At 73.0% G+C, this 16,698-nt stretch carries 15 protein-coding genes; 6 read left to right on the top strand and 9 right to left on the bottom strand.

Annotated features, from left to right (window positions below; genetic code table 11):
• Positions 1-120: 120 nt before the first annotated feature.
• Positions 121-1,596, bottom strand: a complete 1,476-nt coding sequence (locus KME75_RS17635) for a GAF domain-containing protein (RefSeq protein WP_219415926.1) — start codon at positions 1,594-1,596, stop codon at positions 121-123.
• 154 nt (positions 1,597-1,750) lie between these two features.
• Between KME75_RS17635 and KME75_RS17630 the strand changes: the two genes are divergently transcribed.
• Both KME75_RS17630 and KME75_RS17625 read left to right on the top strand, forming a co-directional pair.
• Positions 1,751-2,476 (top strand): LuxR C-terminal-related transcriptional regulator, encoded by a 726-nt coding sequence (locus KME75_RS17630; RefSeq protein ID WP_219415925.1) that lies wholly within the window; start codon positions 1,751-1,753, stop codon positions 2,474-2,476.
• 161 nt (positions 2,477-2,637) lie between these two features.
• A complete protein-coding gene (locus KME75_RS17625; RefSeq protein WP_219415924.1) occupies positions 2,638-3,222 on the top strand; it encodes a DedA family protein in 585 nt (194 codons plus the stop codon).
• Between the two features lie 63 nt (positions 3,223-3,285).
• On the opposite strand, the gene KME75_RS17620 is transcribed toward KME75_RS17625, so the two are convergent.
• Together KME75_RS17620 and KME75_RS17615 are read right to left on the bottom strand one after the other, a co-directional pair.
• A complete protein-coding gene (locus KME75_RS17620; RefSeq protein WP_219415923.1) occupies positions 3,286-4,311 on the bottom strand; it encodes a 6-phosphofructokinase in 1,026 nt (341 codons plus the stop codon).
• Between the two features lie 59 nt (positions 4,312-4,370).
• Positions 4,371-5,717 carry a calcium:cation antiporter family protein gene (locus tag KME75_RS17615; RefSeq protein ID WP_219415922.1) on the bottom strand — a complete coding sequence of 449 codons (1,347 nt, stop codon included), beginning with the start codon at positions 5,715-5,717 and terminating at the stop codon, positions 4,371-4,373.
• 183 nt (positions 5,718-5,900) lie between these two features.
• Between KME75_RS17615 and KME75_RS17610 the strand changes: the two genes are divergently transcribed.
• The gene (locus KME75_RS17610; RefSeq protein ID WP_219415921.1) at positions 5,901-7,367 is read left to right on the top strand and encodes an alpha/beta fold hydrolase; all 1,467 of its coding nucleotides are present in this window, start codon (positions 5,901-5,903) and stop codon (positions 7,365-7,367) included.
• Between the two features lie 6 nt (positions 7,368-7,373).
• On the opposite strand, the gene KME75_RS17605 is transcribed toward KME75_RS17610, so the two are convergent.
• Complete coding sequence (locus KME75_RS17605) at positions 7,374-7,928, bottom strand: ATP-dependent Clp protease proteolytic subunit (RefSeq protein ID WP_246632290.1); 555 nt, start codon at positions 7,926-7,928, stop codon at positions 7,374-7,376.
• Positions 7,929-8,424: 496 nt separating this feature from the next.
• Here KME75_RS17605 and KME75_RS17600 point away from each other — a divergent pair, with 496 nt between their 5' ends.
• Entirely contained in the window at positions 8,425-10,578 is a 2,154-nt protein-coding gene (locus KME75_RS17600) for a PhoX family protein (RefSeq protein ID WP_308282856.1), read from the top strand.
• 85 nt (positions 10,579-10,663) lie between these two features.
• Here KME75_RS17600 and KME75_RS17595 read toward each other — a convergent pair whose 3' ends face one another.
• The 5 genes from KME75_RS17595 to KME75_RS17575 all read right to left on the bottom strand — a co-directional run bounded on the left by KME75_RS17595 (position 10,664) and on the right by KME75_RS17575 (position 15,101).
• Positions 10,664-11,266, bottom strand: a complete 603-nt coding sequence (locus KME75_RS17595) for a DUF305 domain-containing protein (protein ID WP_219415918.1) — start codon at positions 11,264-11,266, stop codon at positions 10,664-10,666.
• Positions 11,267-11,374: 108 nt separating this feature from the next.
• Positions 11,375-12,184, bottom strand: coding sequence for a VldE C-terminal domain-containing protein (locus KME75_RS17590; RefSeq protein WP_219415917.1), 810 nt, complete (start codon positions 12,182-12,184; stop codon positions 11,375-11,377).
• 229 nt (positions 12,185-12,413) lie between these two features.
• A complete protein-coding gene (locus KME75_RS43270) occupies positions 12,414-13,229 on the bottom strand; it encodes a VldE C-terminal domain-containing protein (RefSeq protein WP_308282855.1) in 816 nt (271 codons plus the stop codon).
• Positions 13,230-13,487: 258 nt separating this feature from the next.
• A complete protein-coding gene (locus KME75_RS17580) occupies positions 13,488-14,150 on the bottom strand; it encodes a VOC family protein (protein ID WP_219415916.1) in 663 nt (220 codons plus the stop codon).
• A gap of 9 nt (positions 14,151-14,159) precedes the next feature.
• The gene (locus KME75_RS17575) at positions 14,160-15,101 is read right to left on the bottom strand and encodes an AraC family transcriptional regulator (protein WP_308282854.1); all 942 of its coding nucleotides are present in this window, start codon (positions 15,099-15,101) and stop codon (positions 14,160-14,162) included.
• A gap of 153 nt (positions 15,102-15,254) precedes the next feature.
• Here KME75_RS17575 and KME75_RS17570 point away from each other — a divergent pair, with 153 nt between their 5' ends.
• Together KME75_RS17570 and KME75_RS17565 are read left to right on the top strand one after the other, a co-directional pair.
• Positions 15,255-16,127 (top strand): NAD(P)H-binding protein, encoded by an 873-nt coding sequence (locus KME75_RS17570; protein ID WP_219415915.1) that lies wholly within the window; start codon positions 15,255-15,257, stop codon positions 16,125-16,127.
• 16 nt (positions 16,128-16,143) lie between these two features.
• On the top strand, positions 16,144-16,587 hold the full coding sequence (locus tag KME75_RS17565) for an anthrone oxygenase family protein (RefSeq protein ID WP_308282853.1): 444 nt from the start codon (positions 16,144-16,146) through the stop codon (positions 16,585-16,587).
• Positions 16,588-16,698 lie beyond the last annotated feature (111 nt).

Below are 16,698 nucleotides of genomic sequence, written 5' to 3'. Positions count from 1 at the left end.
CGACTCGCGGGGAGTTCCGCGAGTCGCCCGGAAAGAACACGCCAGTCGCCCGATTTCTGCGGGCGAGTCGCCCGGATCGACACTCGGGTCGCCCGGTCTCCTCCGGGCGGGCCGGGTCGGTCAGACCTCGGCCAGCAGCTTCGCCTGCCGCGCGGCCAGCTCCGGGCGGCGCGGGTCGGCGGACGACAGCCGGGCCAGCAGCCGGTCGAGCACCTCGAGGTCACCGCGGCCGAGCGGGTGGGCCGCGAACGCCGCGAGCAGGTCCGCGTCGTCGGCATCGAGGACGGCCCGGCGGAGTCCGGCGTCCAGCTCGTCACGCAGCTCCCGGATCTCCGGGGCGTCCGACCGCGGCAGCAGCGGCCCGGCCGACGCGCGCAGCGCCTCCTCGGGCCGTCCGGCGCGCAGGGCCCGGCGGACGGCGTCGAAGTCGGCGTCGACCGTGGCGTCGAGCCGGTAGGGCCGGGTGCGCAGCACGTCGGCTCCGATGAGCCCGCGCAGCCGCAGCACCTCACCGCGCACCGTCGTGGGGTTGCCGTCGTCGCCGTAGAGCAGCAGCGCCAGCCGCTCGGCGGTGAGTCCCTCCGGGTGCAGGGCGAGCGCGGTGAGCAGCTCGGCGGGCCGGAGAGTCACCGGGATCCGCTTGCCGTTGAGCAGCACCAGCGGTGTGGCTTCGCCCATGAAGCGCAGCGAGAGGGCGCGGCGCGCGGGCGCCTTGGCCGCCGAGCGCGGGGTGCGCAGCAGGTAGCCCTCCGCGAGCGGCTCGACGAGCATCTCGCGGCCGTCGCCGAGACGGATCCGGTCGACGTCGGGCGACAGCGTGATGCGGTCGGGCCAGCCGCCGTACGGTTCGCCCGCGATGATCCGCCCGGTGGACGTGACCAGCGCGCCCGCCTTGCCGCGGAGACTCGCCAGGTGCGGCATGTTGCGCACCCGCAGCCGCTCGTCGGCGATGGCGAGGCGCACGCGCAGCTGGTTCTCGGCGAGTTGCGCGGTGGCCGTCACGAGCTGCTTCATCGCCGGGTGCACGGTGTGCAGCGGACCGCTGATGTCGATGGCGCCGAGGATCGCGCCGGTGTCCGGGTCGTGGACGGGCGCGGCGGCGCACGTCCAGGCGTGGTAGGTGCGGACGAGGTGCTCCGCCGAGTGGATCGTCACCGGCGCGTCGACGGCGAGCGTGGTGCCCATCGCGTTGGTGCCGATTGCGTCCTCGGTCCACCGGGTGCCCGGGATGAGGCCGACCTCGTCGGCCGGGTGCAGCAGTTTGGCGGCACCCTCCCGCCACAGGATCGTGCCGTCGGCGTCGGTGACGAGCATGACGTGCATCGCCTCGTCGGCAATGCTCACCAACGTGCTGCGCAGCAGCGGCAGCACCTCGTTGAGCGGGTGGGCGTCGCGCAGGTCGGGCAGCTCCGCGTCGCGGAAGACCACCGGCGGCGTCCGCTGCTCGGGGTCGACGTCCGCCGCGAGGCTCCGCTGCCACGACTCGGACACGAGCGATCGGGGCGGGGCCGGGGTGGCGTCGCCGGCGAACACGGCGTCGAACACCTGGTGCAGCAGACGGGCGTGCTCGACCGGGTCGTGTGCACCATGCGTCATTTTCTGCGCTCCGAGCGTCATCGCCCCAGGACGCGCACATCATCGCCCAGTGCTCCGGATGCAGCAACATCGGGCGATTGCGCGTGCAACGTCAAGGCAACGTGGCCGTTCCTAACCTCCCATCCATCATCGCCGAGCCCCAGGGAGGTTGGCCATGACCACGGACGCAGTGCTCGACGCCCGCACCGTCGTGCCGAACCCCGGGACGTCCACGCCGGTGGGCGTCGCCCGGCGCACCGCACGCCTGCTGATCGTGGACGGCGAGCCGATCGTCCGGTTCGGGCTGCGCCAGCTGTTCGCGGCCGACCCGGAAGTCGCGGTGATCGGCGAGGCGGCCGGCCCCCGGGACGCCCTCGTGATCGCCGACCGCTGCCCACCCGACATCGTCATCCTCGATGTCACCCTCGGCCGCGCCGACGCGGGCGTGGACCTGGCCCGGATCCTGCTCGAGCGCCACCGCGGCGTGCGCGTGCTGGTGCTGACGAGCTGCCGGGACCGCGAGGTGATGCTGCGCACCGTCCGCCTCGGCGTGCACGGCTACGTGCGCAAGGGCACCGACACGGGCGACATCGTCCGCGCGGTCCACAAGCTCCTGCGCGGTGAGAGCGTGTTCGACTCCGGGGGCAGCGGGGCGGTCGTCGTCGACGTGCTCCGCGGCGAGCAGGGGCAGCCCCGCGGGCTGGGCGGCGCGATGCTCACCGAGCGCGAGAACCAGGTGCTGCGGCTGCTCGCGGTCGGGATGTCCAACCGTGAGATCGGGCGCCGGCTGGTGATCAGCGAGGCCACCGTGAAGTTCCACGTGCGGAACCTGCGCGACAAGCTCGACGTGCGGCGCCGCACCGAGATCGTCTACACGGCGACGCGGCAGGGCATCGTCTGATCGAACGGCCGGGCAACTCAGGGGGACCCTGAGCCGAAATCCGGGTCGGTCCGGACTTTCGACCGATGTCGGCTGCTGCCGATCTCCCTACCCTGGACGCTGTGATCGAGGGATTGCGGCTGCTCCTGGAAGGCCCGATGGCGTCGCCGTAGCTGCTGCTGGTGATCGTCGGCCTGGCCGTCGTGGATGCGTTGCTCCCGGTCGTGCCGAGCGAGGCGCTGATCATCACGGCCGGTGTGGCCGCCGCAGCGGGGAGCCAGGACCTGCCTGCGGTGATCGCGGCCGCGGCGCTCGGCGCGTTCATCCGCGAGAGCGGGGCCTACGCGATCGGGCGCTGGTTCGGCCCGGCGGTACGGCGCAGGCTCATACCGGGAACGGCCCGCGCGGCCACCTTCGGGCACGTGGAACGCACACTCGCCGGCCGGGGCGGGCTGATCCTGCTCACGGCGCGGTACATCCCGGCGGGACGCACGGTCGCCGCGCTGGCCGCGGGCGCCACCCGGTTCTCGACGGCACAGTTCGCCGGCTACAGCGCGGTCGGCGCCACGATGTCGGCCGCCTACGTCGCGCTGCTGGGCTACCTCGGCGGCGCGGCGCTGGCGAACGATCCGCTGGCGGCCCTGCTGGTCAGCCTCGCGATCGGCAGCGGCATCACCGCGCTCGCCGGCCTGGTGCGGAGGCGGCCGGAGCCGGCGCGCGCCCGCCGAGCCGTCCCGGAGAAGCAGCCGGCGGTCGCGACAGCGTGAGGCGACCGTCGGCCTCGCACCGCAGGAAGGTGGCTTCCCGGTGGCCCTCCCGGCGGGCCGTCGTCAGCCGAAGAAGACCTGCGCCTCCGCGTACAGACCCGGGTCGACGACCTTGAGCTCCTTCGTCGCCTCCGACAGCGGCACGAGCGTGATGTCGGTGCCGCGCAGGGCCGTCATCTGTCCCCACTGGCCCTCGTGCACCGCGGCGACGGCGTGCAGCCCGAACCGGGTGGCGAGCCAGCGGTCCCGGGCGGTCGGGGTGCCACCGCGCTGGACGTGGCCGAGCACGGTGGTGCGGGCCTCCTTACCGGTGCGCCGCTCGATCTCCCGCGCCAGGTAGTCGCCGATGCCCCCGAGCCGGACGTGCCCGAACGCGTCCTTCTCGCCGCTCTGCAGCACCGCGTCACCGTCCTTGGGCTGCGCGCCCTCGGACACGACGATGATCGGTGCGTAGTCGAGCCGGAACCGCGATTCCACCCACGCGCAGACCTGCTCGACGTCGAAGGGCACCTCGGGGATGAGGATCACCGATGCGCCGCCCGCGAGCCCGGAGTGCAGCGCGATCCAGCCGGCGTGCCTGCCCATCACCTCGACGATCAGCGCGCGGTGGTGCGACTCGGCGGTGGTGTGCAGCCGGTCGATCGCCTCGGTCGCGATGTTGACGGCGGTGTCGAAGCCGAACGTGTAGTCGGTGCCCGCGAGGTCGTTGTCGATCGTCTTGGGGACCCCGACGACGTGTACGCCCATCTCGTGCAGCTGGGCGGCCACCCCGAGGGTGTCCTCGCCGCCGATGGCGATCAGTGCGTCGACGCCGAGGTCCTGCAGGTTGCGCCGGATCTGCTCGACGCCGCCCTCGACCGCGAACGGGTTGGTGCGCGACGAACCGAGGATCGTGCCGCCACGGGGGAGCAGCCCCCGGACCGCGGGGATGTCGAGGGGCTTCGTGAGCGCCTCGAGGGGCCCCCGCCACCCGTCGCGGAAACCGAGGAACGAGTAGCCGTACTCGGGGACCCCCTTGCGGACGATCGCCCGCAGAACCGCGTTCAGGCCGGGACAGTCCCCGCCCCCCGTGAGCACACCGACGCGCATGAACCGCCACCCTCTCCACCGATGCAGAAGACGCGGGCAACGCTAGCGACCGACGGCACTCACCGCGACGCGGCGGCCTCGTCGGCCCGTGACAGTTCGTCGAACGGCGTGACGACACCGTCGCGGGTGGTCTGGACGAGCTCGTGCCGGTGCCGCACGAACTGGATGATCGCCAGCAGCACGTACAGCCCGGACATCACGATGATGACCATCCGGTCGGCCTCCGGCGAGAGCGTGATGCTGGAGACGAACTGCACGGCGAACAGTACGAACAGGAGGATGGCGCCGCCGGCGCTGATGCCGAGGGTGATCAGGATGCTCACCGCGAACAGCGACTGCGCCGCCGTGAGCATCAGCTCGAAGCGCTGCTGGGCGTCCAGGGGGAGCCCGGTGAACGAGCCGGAGGCGATCGCGAAGACGATCGGGATCGTGCCCACCAGCAGCGTCCACTGGTTGACCTTGCTCGACAGGAGGGTGCCGAGCGAGTCGCTCGCCTTGAGCCGCGCGGCGTAGAGGCAGGCCACGATCAGCTCGGGTGACTCACTGGCCAGCGGGGCCACCCACTGCACGAGGAGGAACTGGTCGACGCCCAGCGCGGCGCCGGTCGCCACCAGGCCCTCGGCGAAGTGCTCGGCGGTGGCCAGGATGACGAGGGCCGCCACGACGAACATCGCCAGGTAGGTGCCTCGCCGCTGCCGGCGGTCGAGCCCGCCGACCCAGGCCGCGGTGCCGATCAAGTCGGGCTCGTGCGCCGGCGCCTTGGACAGCCGGACCGCATAGATCACGAAGATCGTCACGAGGACGGCGGCGTCGAGCAGCGTGAGTGACGAGCGCAGCGGCAGGTGCAGCGAGTACAGCGTCGCGAAGCCGAGGAACACGATCTCCGCGGACATGCTGCGCGGCATCGTCACCCGACCGGCGTGGGTCGACGCGGTGTCGTGCCCACCGTTGCGCCTCGCGCGCAGCACCGCGAGCGAGGCCACCAGCACGACCAGCGGCCAGCCGATGCCGACCAGCACCCGGTTCGCGCCGGTCATGTTGGCCAGCGCGAGCCCGCAGGGATTGGCGCCGTCGGGCAGCGGGACGCACTCCCCGTACTGGCCGTAGATCTGCCCGGCCTGGAAGCTGAACACGAAGTCGACGGCGTACTCGGGCAGCACCGCCAGCAGGGCGAGCACGGCGAGCGCGAGCCCGGCGCTGACGTCCACCTGCGCCGCCTCGGCGGCCCACGAGAGCACGAACGCGGCGCCGATGATCGCGATACCGTACACGAGCGCGGCCAGCGGGGGCGGCAGCTCGGGGTGCGGCAGGCCGAGATAGGTCGCGCCGCCCAGGTACAACCCGGGCAGCGCCACGAGCACGGCGATCGGCAGGGATATGGGCAGCCGGGACGTGTTCTCGGGCACCTCGCGGGGTTCCCCGGCCGGCACGGCGGAAACCGGGACCGCCGATCGACCGTCCGACCGGAGGAGGTCGGCCGAGGGGGTGAGGCCGGCGCGTCCGAGGTTCCTCGCTCCGTCCCGGGGGCGAGGCCGCGGTCCGGTCTCCGGTCCGATGTGCCGCGAGCATCCGTGCGCGACCGTCGTTCCGTGATCGAAGCGTCCCGGTCGACCAGACTCCTCGCCGTACTCGCCGCCACCGTGGCGGTCACCGCCTGCGCCACGGGCGACGGCCCGCCCGTGGCCGCCGCGCCGGCACCGCTCGCCTGGGGTGCGTGCCCCGACGGCGGCGCGGAGATCGGGATGGAATGCGCATCGCTCGACGTCCCGGTCGATCCGGACCGCCCCGAGGGGCGGCGGATCACGCTGGCGCTCGGAAGGTTGCCCGCCAGTGGTCCCGAACCAGCCGAGGGCTCCCTGCTGATCAATTTCGGTGGTCCGGGCGCCCCGGGCATCGCGCTGCTCCGGGAACGGGCGCACGCGGCGTTCGCGCAGCTGCGGGAGCGGATGGACATCGTGACGTGGGACCCCCGCGGCTACGGCGCGATCGTCGGAGGCCGCAGCACCGCCTTGCACTGCGACTGGACGTCCATGGTCCGGCCGCGCACGCCCGCGTTCCCGGCCGACCAGGCCGCGTTCGACGCGCTGGCCGCCGAGAACCGGGAGATCGCGACCGCGTGCCGTGACACCGACCCGGAGCTGTTCGACCACATGGACTCGGCGGGCAACGCCGCCGACATGGAGGCGATCCGGCAGGCGCTCGGCGAGCCGCGGCTCGACTACTACGGGGCGTCCTACGGCGGGGTGTTCGGACAGGCCTACGCGCGGCTGTTCCCGGACACCGTCGGGACGATGATGTTCGACGGGACGGGGGACCACGCCACCGCGGACTGGGACCGGACGTTGGAGGCGATCGCCCGCAGCAGCGACGTGCAGTTCCAGCGGTTCCTCGACGGGTGCGCCGCAGACCCCGGCTGTGCACTGCACGGCAGCGACGCGGGAGCGCGGTGGCGGCAGCTCGTCGCCGCGGCCGACCGCGAGCCCGTCCCGGCGCTTCGCGCCGCCGGTGTGCGGTACACGGGCACCGAACTGCAGTCGCTCGCGATGCTCCAGATCCGGCGCGGGCCCGAGGGCTGGGCCGGGCTCGCGGCCGCCGTCGTCGCCGCCGAGCAGGGCGACGCGTCGGGATTCGCGCCACCTGGCCGCAGCCCGTACCCGATGGTGGGCACTCCGGGCGTGACCGAATGCCTCGAGTACCCGCGGTACCGCAACGGCGCGCACGTGGCCGCGACGGTGCAACGGATCCGGTCGGTCGCCCCGAACACCGGGGTCGGCCACCCACTCGTCGCGCACGGGCTCACGTGCGTCGGCTGGCCGGCGCCCGTGACGAACCCGCCCGCCCCGCTGCCCGACGGGGTGCCGCCGCTGCTGGGCGCCGGTACGTGGGGCGACTTCGACGGGACCGCGCGCGTGCTCGCGCAGGTGCCCGGGAGCGTGACGATCTTCCACGACGGGCCCGGGCACGTGCTCTACACCAGCGGGAACGCCTGCGTCGTCGAGCATGCGAACCGGTACTTCCTGGAGGGGATGCTGCCGCCGCCCGGCACGACCTGCTGAGGACCCCTACCTGCCGACCACGTGGTCCACCAGCCCGTAGGCGCGCGCCTCCTCCGCGGTGAACCAGCGGTCCCGGTCGGAGTCGGCGGTGATCGTCTCGACCGGCTGCCCGGTGTGGCGCGCCGTGACTTCTGCGATCTCCCGCTTCATCTGCGCGTACGCGCCCGCCCGGATCGCGATGTCGGTGGCGTTGCCGCTCATCCCGGCCGACGGCTGGTGCATGAGGATCCGGGTGTGCGGCAGCGCGTGCCGCTTGCCCGGGGCGCCCGCCGACAGCAGGAACTGGCCCATCGACGCGGTGAAGCCGATCGCCCACGTCGCGACGTCCGGGCGGACCAGCTGCATCGTGTCGTAGATGGCCATCCCCGCCGTGACCGAGCCGCCGGGCGAGTTGATGTAGAGGGTGATGTCGCGGTCCGGGTCCTGCGCGGCCAGCAGCAGGAGCTGCGCGCTGATCCGGTTAGCGATCTCGTCGTCGACCTCGCGGCCGAGGAAGACGATCCGCTCGCCGAGCAGCCGGTCGATCACCGGGTCGATCCCGCCGGGCGGCTCGGCGTACAGCACCGGGCCGTTCGGCGCGGGCGGAAGGGGTTGCGGAGCCCGTGGCTCGTGCCGGCGTGGTGGCGCCGGCACGGGGTGCGGCGGCTCGGGCGCCGGAAACGGGCGCTGCGGGGGCGTCGGCTGGGGGAACGGCATGGTGGGTCCTTCCGTCGTCGAGTGGACGGCCGACGCTAGGTCCGGCAGGCGGTCCCGTGACCGTGTGTTCGCTGCCGGCGGTGCTGTTCGCCGTGGGCGATCAGCGTGTCGCGGGGGCGCGGCGTCGCCGGCGCCGAGAGGCGGGTGCGGGACGCCACGCCGCAGTTGCCGCAGGCAGGTGTTCGAGGCCGAGTTGAAGGAGCGCGCGCCCCCCGGGGGCACGAGGTGATCCCGATGGAGTGACGAAGAACCTCTCCGTGATGAGTACTCGTTCATCTTTCCGCCATCTGCAGGCTATTGGGACCTCGATTGGGTTACCTACGGTCAGCGCATCCCCGACTGCCCACCCAGGAGGATGACCGTGGCCCAGTCCTGTCCGGACGACGCCAGTGCCCGGCCGACCGACCAACCCGGCCGCGTTCCGCTCCCACTGCTCACCGCAGACATCACGCCCGGCAGGCAGGGACTCACCTGCCGCTACCGCTGTGGCAACGCCTGCGCCCACGAGGCGCCGAACCTGTCGGACAACGAGTACTTCGGTGACGTGCTCGCCCGTTCGCTCAGCCGCCGCGGAGTGCTGCGCGCCGGTGCGGTGCTCACCGTCGCCGCCGGCGCGGGCACCGCCCTGGCCGGCACCGCCGCTGCGTCCACCACCAGCAGCAGTGTCCCGGCCGCGGCGGGCGTTCGCCTTCCGCGTGGGCTGGACTACGAGCCGGTGCCGGTGAACACGGCCGACGCGGTCGTCGTGCCGCCCGGGTACGAGAGCAACGTCGTGATCCGCTGGGGTGACCCCGTCGTGCCCGGTGCGCCCGAGTTCGACTTCGAGAACCAGACGGCGGAGGCGCAGGCTGGCCAGTTCGGCTACAACAACGACTTCTGTGGCCTCGTCCCGCTGCGCGACGGATCCGGGTCACGTGGCGGCGAGCGCTACCTCATGTTCAACAACCACGAGTACACGATCGAGCCGCTGATGTTCCGCGGCTACGACGAGGAGAACCCGACCGACGAGCAAATCCGTATCGGCGTCGAGGCGCACGGGCTCTCGGTCCTCGTCGTCGAGCGCGACCGCAACAGCGGACGGATGACAGCGGTACTCAACGAGAAGTACAACCGCCGCTACACGGGCACCGCCGAATTCGTGCTCGACGGACCGGCGGCTGGGTCGGACCTGCTGAAGACGTCGGCCGACAGCTCGGGCACGGTGGTTCTCGGCACCCTCAACAACTGCGCGGGCGGGGTCACCCCGTGGGGCACCTTCCTCTCGGGGGAGGAGAACTTCAACCAGTACTTCGCCAACGCAGCCGCGGTCACCGACGCGACCGCGGCGGAGCGGGTGCAGCGCTACGGCATCACCGAGGAGGCCTCCGGCCGCAAGTGGGAGCGGCTCGACCCGCGCTTCGACCTCGCGCAGGAGCCCAACGAGCCCAACCGCTTCGGATGGATCGTCGAGGTCGACCCGTACGACCCGAAGGCCCCGCCGATGAAGCACACCGCGCTCGGCCGGTTCAAGCACGAGGGCGCCACCATCCAGCTCGCGCACGACGGCCGCGCGGTGGCGTACATGGGCGACGACGAGCGCTTCGACTACGTCTACAAGTTCGTCTCCGACGAGAAGATGATGCGTGGCGAGAGCCGCCGGGCCCGCGAGCACAACCGCACGCTGCTCACCAAGGGCACGCTCTACGTCGCGAAGTTCACCGGCGACAGCCCGGCGGCGGAGATCGACGGCACCGGGACGCTCCCGGCGGACGGCGCGTTCGACGGCAGCGGGGAGTGGATCCCGCTGGCCCGGGGCGACGAGTCGTTCGTCGAGGGCATGACGGCCGCCGAGGTCTACGTCTTCACGCGGCTCGCGGGCGACAAGGTGGGCGCCACCAAGATGGACCGGCCGGAGGACGTCGAGCCCAACCCGAAGACCGGCCACGTTTACCTCGCGCTGACCAACAACACCGACCGCGGCAAGGCCGACGCCGACCGCACCGCGCCTGCCGACGAGGCGAACCCGCGCGTCGAGAACAAGCACGGGCACGTCATCGAGCTGATCGAGACGAAGGGCGATCACACGGGCACCACGTTCGGCTGGTCGATCCTGCTGGTGTGCGGCGACCCGGACGACCCGAGCACCTACTTCGGCGGGTACGACAAGAGCCAGGTCAGCCCGATCACCTCGCCGGACAACGTGGCGTTCGACAGTCACGGCAACCTGTGGGTCGCCACCGACTCCGGGCAGGCGCTGGGCATCAACGACGGCCTCTACGGCGTCTCGCTCGACGGGCCGACCCGGGGGCGGACCACGCTGTTCGCCAGCGTGCCCGTCGGCGCGGAGTGCTGCGGCCCGGTGGTCACCGACGAGTTCGTGCTGATCTCTCCGCAGCACCCCGGGGACCTCGACGACGCGAGCCCCGAGTCCCCCGCGTCGAACTGGCCGGACGGGCCGGGCACGCAGCCGCGGCCGTCGGTGGTGAACATCTGGAAGGTGGGCAAGAACGGCCGCCCCGGGCGGATCGGCCAGTAGATACCGCGCGAGCGATTGCAGCAAAGCCACGTTCACGCCATCTGGTTGCGTGAAAGTGGCTTTGCTGCAATGTCGGCCGGTGGCCTCAGCCCTCGCCGACCTCCTCACGCAGCTCGTTCATCCGTGCGAGCTGCTCGAGCTGGACATCGTGGATCTGTTCCTGCAGCTTCTCCGCCAGGCCGCCGGCGGTGCCCGCAAGAGCGACATCGCTCATCATGATCGCGGACACGTGGTGACCGGAAAACACGTCGAGCCATGCCCGGTCGAACTCCGGCCCGGACAGCTCCCGCAGCTTCTCCATCTGCTGCTCGTTGAACCGCCGGATCGGCTTCTCGGGCGGCATCGGCTCCAGGCCACCGGCGCGGGCGACCTTCTCCAACTTCGGCAGCTCACGCTGCTGGTCGTGCCGTGACTCCGCGGCCAGATCGCGCACCCCGTCGTTCTCGGACTTCTCGAGTGCCAGCTCGGTGAGCTCGATGCCGGTCCGATGGTGCGGGATCATCATCGCCGCCCACCGCGCGTCGGTCGCCGAGGGGTGCTCGCCGCCCTTGCGGTCGTCCCCCTCGTCGTGGGCAAGCGCCTGCGATCCCCCCACCAGGGCGAGGGCAAGGGCCAGAACGGCCACCGCCGAGGTGCGCCGGGGCCTCCCGGTGATCCGCCATGGCAGGCCGCCGTGTCGTCCGATCATGTCGACTCCTCGATGGCGCCGAGGACCGGGCAGGTCGAGGGAGCGACGCCATCAGGCGCCGGGAGTACCCGATCGGGTGACGCGTGAACGACCGGATCAGGAGCTGGGCTACTCGCAGCGTTCGGCGCGGGGAATGTCGTCCGGCGCGCTGCGCCCGAACGAGATGTGCACGTGGTCGAAGTGGTTCTCCGTGTCGTTGCCGCGGTCCTCCATGCGCTCCCAGCCGTCGCCGTAGTTCACCCGCTGCTCCCAGATCACGTAGGTGATGCCCAGCTCCTCCTGGTTGGCGAGGGCGCACTCGGCGATCCGGTCGCCGCGCTCGCCGCGGACCATGAGGTCGAGCGCGTGGCCGCTCGGATGGTCGGAGTCGCGGTTGCGCTGCGCGACCCCGATCAGCGGCGGGTGCCCGTAGAGGCAGCTGAGGAAACGGGCGGCATCGCGCACCCACGGCTTGACGCGCCCCAGGTCACCGAGGTCGGCGGCACAGCGCGCGGCGGCCTCCCTGGCGAGGCGCTCCTCCTCCGCCTTGCGGGCGATCTCGGCGAGGCCCGCCGCCTTGAGCAGTTCCGCGACGTCCACCTCCGGCGGCTCGGGCTCGCGCACGCCCGCGACGGGCGCAACGCTCGCGATCATCCGCACCCCGCTGACGGAGGCTCCATCGGCGGTCAGCCGGAGCACGGGCGCCTCCTCGGCGACGGCTCCCGTCGCCGGGCCGGTCGCGACCGCGACCGTCGGCACGACGACGGCGAGCGCACCGCCCGCTGCCGCGGCCGCCGTCATGCCGTTGCGCACGGCAGTGTGGGTGGCGGCGCGGTGCCGCGCAGGCTGCGGGACGGGCTGCGCACCGGCGAGCGCGCCCGCGCGGACGACGGGCTGCGGGTGCGCGTTCCGGCCGCCGGGGGAGCGGTGCCGAGACACGACCTGCCTTCCGGACCGTGCGACCCGCGCGGACGTCCGGCTCGGGGTGGCCGGCGGATCGGGGAATCCGTGTCCGCTGGGGAGCCGGGTCGCTCCGTGATCCGGGGCCGAACATAGCGGAACGGTCACGGAACGATGACCGCACGTCACCCTGGGTGAGATGGGTGGGCGCTTTACTGCGCTGAGCGGCGCAGCGGGAGTTGGGCCCAACGGCGTAGCGAGGGGCGGGTCAGCAGCCGCGCAGCGCACCGCTCCCGCCGCCGGAGCCGAAGGAGATGTGCACGTGGTCGAAGTGGTTGGCCGTGGCACCGCCGCGGTCCTCCATCGCCTCCCACCCACCGCCGTGGTTGATCTGCTGCTCCCAGATCACGTAGGTGATCCCGAGCGCCTCCTTGTTGCGCAGCGCGCAGGCGGCGAGCGCATCCCCGGTGGCGCGGTCGACCATGAAGTCCAGCGCCTTGCCCGACGGGTGGTCGGAGGTGCCCGCGCGACCGGCGACGCCGTGCATCGCCGGTTCGCCGAACCGGCAGTCGAGGTACTCGGCGGCGTCCCGGACGTGGGGCTTCACGGCGCCGAGGCCGGAGGTGTCGAGCCCACAGTCGCCACCGCCGGTGGCGGCGGCGGCCGTCGCGGCCTGCGCCTCGGCGCGCTCGCGCTCAGCGGCGGCCCGTTCCCGGGCCGCCCGCTCCTCGGCCTCCGCCCGTTCCCGCGCCGCGCGCTCCTCGGCGGCGGCGCGTTCGGCGGCGAGCCGCGCGATCTCCTCCTCGGCGAGCTGCACGGCCTTGACGAGCTCGGACGCGTCGACGACGTCCGGGTTCGGCAGCACCGGTTCGACGGCGGGCAGCAGCACCGCGCCGGCCTCGGTCGGCGCCTGCTGCGCCGCCGGCACGACCGCCGGCACGACCGTGGGTGCTTCCGTCGGGGCCGCGGCTCCGACGAGGGAGAACGCGCCGCCGGTGACGGCGATGACAGCGGTGCCCCGCCGCAGCGGGGTCCGGGCGGGCCGGCGCGCGCCCTCGCCCTCCACCGGGCGGCCGGGGGCCACCGGTGGCGGGGTCTGGTGTGCGCGTCGGCCCCGGGGGGAGCGATGCCGAGCCACGACCTGCCTTCCGGATCGACGGCCCGTTTGGACCTCCGGTCGGGGGAACCGGCGGGTGGGGAGTCCCGTGTCCTGTTCGTGACCGTGCCGTCATGAATCCGAGAGGCAACGTAAGCAACCGGGGCGGGATCCGCCCGCCCGTGGACCCCTCGGATCGGCCGAAAGCACGTCCTGGAGCGACGAGCGGCAGCGCATCGTCGCTGATCAGGGGCGGAACGCGCACATCTCGTTACCCTCCGGGTCGGCCAGGACGTCCCAGCCGACGTCCCCGCCGCTCGGCCGGAGCAGGCGGGCGCCGTGGTCGAGGACGCGCTCGATGTCGGGCACGACGACGTCGATGTGCACGCGGTTCTTGCCGACCTTCGGGTCCTCGCTCGGGTTCACGCACAGCCACTCGAACGGTGCGCCGGGGATGTCGCCGACCACCCAGAAGCCGTTCCCGTCGTCGACGAGCCTGCCGCCGAGCAGCGTCGCCCACCAGGCCGCCGTGGCGTGGGCGTCCCGTGCGTCGAGCACGAGCTCGTAGAGCCGCTGCGGGGGCGGCTCCTCGCGCACGAACGCGCAGAACTCCCCGCCCTCGGGGTCGGCCATCACCGTCCACGGCAGCGTGTCGTCCAGCACCGTCGCCCCGAGCTCCACGAGCTCGGCGACCGAACCGGTGTGGACGTCGAGGTGCAGGCGGTTCTTGACGACCTTCGGTTCGGGTACGGCGTTGACCCAGACCGTGTGCTGCGGGGTGGGCCCGGGCAGCCGGACGACGGACTCGCGGTGAGGCGCGCAGCCGAGCCCGAGCGCGGCCGACCAGAAGCGGGCGGAGCGCTCGGCGTCGACGGCGTCGACGCACAGGTCCTTGTAGGTGGCGAGCATGCGGCGAACCTACGACGCCCGCGACGCCCCCGGCGACACCCCGGCCACGCGCTTGAACGCCCGGCTGAACGCCGCCTCGGACCGGTACCCGAGCCGGCTCGCCACCTGCGCGACGCTCGCGCCCTCCTCGGCGAGCCAGGCGCGCGCGACCTGCATCCGCCACCGGGTGACGTAGTGCATCGCCGGTTCGCCGACGAGCTCGGTGAACCGCGCCGCGAACGCCGACCGCGACATGGCGAGCTCCGCCGCGAGCGACGCGACCGTCCACGGCCGCGCCGGGTCGCGGTGGATCAGCGAGATGGCGCGCCCGATCTGCCGGTCGCGCAGGGCTCCGAGCCAGCCGCGCCGCGCCGCCGGGTCGTGCTCGATCCACGTGCGCAACGCCTGGATGACGAGCACGTCGGACAGTCGCGTGAGCACCGCCTCGCCACCGGCGCGCACCTCCGCGGCCTCGGCGGCCATCAGTCGCAGCGTGCTCTGCGTCCACTCGTCCGGGGCCGATCCCGTCGGCTCGACGTGGACCACGTCCGGCAGCAGCGGGACGATGTGGTGCGCGGCCGGATGGTCGAGCCGCACGGCACCGCAGACCAGCGTGCTGGCTGCACCTCCGCCGCCGTGCCGCAGCAGCGCGTAGTGGTTGCTGTACTCGTGCTGCAGGTCCAGCACGTTCGGAGCCGGCACGTCCGGCTCGCTGCGCAGTGTGTGCCCCCGGCCGTGCGGCACCAGCGCCAGATCGCCCGGCTGCAGCGTGCGCGGTGCCGATCCGGCGACCTCCAGGCTGCTGCGGCCCGCCGTGACGACGTGGAACCACAGACAGCCGGGCATGGCGGGCAGTGTGAGGCCCCACGGCGCCGTCAGCTCGGATCGGCAGTAGAACGCTCCGGTCACGCGCAGGAAGTGCAACGCGTCGCCCAGCGGATCCTGCGAGTTCCACATCTCGTCGACCTGCACGCCGCCCAGTGTGTGCCGCCGGGCACCGGTCGTCCAAGGATCTGGACGAACGAGCAAGGGACAGCGACGAACGGGGATGGTGGGTCCGGCGTCCCGCCGGAAGTCTGGACGTCGGGCAACCCGACGAGGAGGACGAGATGATCACGGTGATGGGTGCGACCGGACACGTGGGCGGACGGGTCGTGCGGCGGCTGCTGGCCGCGGGCGAGCAGGTCACGGCGCTGGGACGAGCGCAGGCTTGCCGACCTCGGGGCGGCCGGGGCGGCGACGATGGCGGGCGACGCGAGCGACCCGGCGTTCCTCACCCGGGCCTTCCGCGGCGCGCACGCGGTGCACACGCTCCTGCCCTACGACCCGGCGTCACCGGACTACCACGGCGACCAGGACCGGCTGGGCGAGTCGATCGTGGCGGCCGTCCGCGCCGCCGGGGTGCGGCACGTGGTGGCGCTCTCGAGCGTCGGGGCGGACGTCCCGGCCGGCACGGGGTTCCTGACCAGCCTGTTCCGCCAGGAGCAGCGCCTGCGCGCGCTCGCGGACGTCCACGTGCTCGCGCTGCGACCGGGCTACTTCTTCGAGAGCGTCGCCGCGGCGGCGGACGTCGTGCGCGAGCACGGGGTGAACGTGGACGCGATCGCGGGTGACGTGCCGATCCCGATGGTCGCGACGCGCGACGTCGGCGACGCGGCCGCCCGCGCCCTCGTCGCCCGGGACTGGAGCGGGTTCGCGGTGCGCGAGCTGCTCGGTCCACGCGACCTGACCTACGCCGAGGCCACCCGCATCCTCGGCGACGCGCTGGGGCGGCCCGACCTCGGGTACGTGCAGCTGCCCGGCGAGGAGATGGCCGCGATCCTGGTGCAGGCCGGGTTCGCCCCACAGGTCGCCGCGCTGCACGTCGAGTTCGCCGGTGCGCTGGGCGATGGCACGATCCGCGCGCAGGAGCGGTCGGTGGCCGGCACCCGGTCGACCACGACGCCGACCGGCTTCGAGGACGTCGTGGGGGAGCTGATGGGGGTGGCAGCGCCATGATCGAGACCTGGTTCCGGTGGTCACCGTGGTGGCCGTCGTCGGGTGCGGCCTGATGGCGGGGCTGTTCTTCGCCTTCTCGGTGGCCGTCATGCCGGCGCTGCGACGGCTGCCGCCCGCCGAGGGGGCCTCGGCGATGCAGGGGATCAACCGGACGATCCTCAACCCCGTCTTCGGCGTCGCATTCGGGGGCGCGACCGTCGCGTGCGTCCTGCTGCCCGTGCTCGTCCTGGTGGGGACCGCGGGCGGCGGGGCGTGGCGGGTGACGGGTGCGCTGCTGTACCTCGTCGGCACGTTCCTCGTGACGGTCGTTGGGAACGTGCCGATGAACAACCGGCTCGACGCGGCCGGACCCGACGGGGACCGGGTGTGGCCGGACTACCTGCGCCGCTGGACGGCCTGGAACCACGTCCGGACGGTGACGTCGACGGCTGCGACGGCAGTGCTCGCGCTCGCGCTGTAGCGGCTGCCGATCGACAGATCCACCGGTATGTCGATCGGCAGGTCGCACTCGTGCCCGGCGACAGACGCGACCGGCGGCCTGCCGCTCCTAGCGTCGAACCATGTCCCTCCC

It is taken from the genome of Pseudonocardia nigra, assembly GCF_019396355.1.
Classification (GTDB): Bacteria; Actinomycetota; Actinomycetes; order Mycobacteriales; family Pseudonocardiaceae; genus Pseudonocardia; species Pseudonocardia nigra.
This window is presented reverse-complemented; position numbering and strand designations above follow the sequence as displayed.